Source organism: Actinotalea ferrariae CF5-4 (assembly GCF_000603945.1).
Classification (GTDB): domain Bacteria; phylum Actinomycetota; class Actinomycetes; order Actinomycetales; family Cellulomonadaceae; genus Actinotalea; species Actinotalea ferrariae.
This window is the reverse complement of record NZ_AXCW01000481.1, coordinates 1-482: the sequence shown is the minus strand read 5'-3', so window position 1 is coordinate 482 and position 482 is coordinate 1. Positions and strand designations below refer to the sequence as shown.

The following is a 482-nucleotide window of genomic DNA, read 5'->3' as shown; positions in this document are numbered from 1 at the left end:
GCCGGGGTGACGGCCCACAGCGACTTCACCGGCGACCCGCTGCGGCGCCTGCGCGGCACGCTCGACGCGGTGCTCACCGTCACGTTCGGGGACCGGGAGCAGGCGCACGACGCGGCCCGCCGTGTCGGGCGACGGCACGCGCCGGTGCGCGGCGCCCTCGCCGAGGAGGCCGGCCCCTTCGGGGCGGGGACCGCCTACACCGCGCACGACCCGGCCCTGGCCCAGTGGGTGTGGGCGACCCTGGTCTGGTCGGCCCTGCGGACCACCGACGTCCTCGTGCGCCGGGTGCCGGACCCGGAGCGCGACGCCTACGTGCGGGACATGCACCGCTTCGGCCGGCTCTTCGGCGTCCAGGCCGCCGTGCCCGCCGACGCCGCCGGCCTCGAGGCGTACGTGCAGGCGCACGTGGAGGGGGTGCTCGCGGTCGGTGCGCCGGCCCGGGCGCTGGCCGACCAGGTGCTGCGGCCGCAGCCGCCGCTGCT

The 482-nt window shown here is 79.3% G+C and carries 1 protein-coding gene; it reads left to right on the top strand.

What is annotated here, in order from left to right:
• A partial coding sequence (locus N866_RS18930) for an oxygenase MpaB family protein (protein WP_155855507.1) occupies positions 1–482 on the top strand: 482 nt, incomplete at both ends.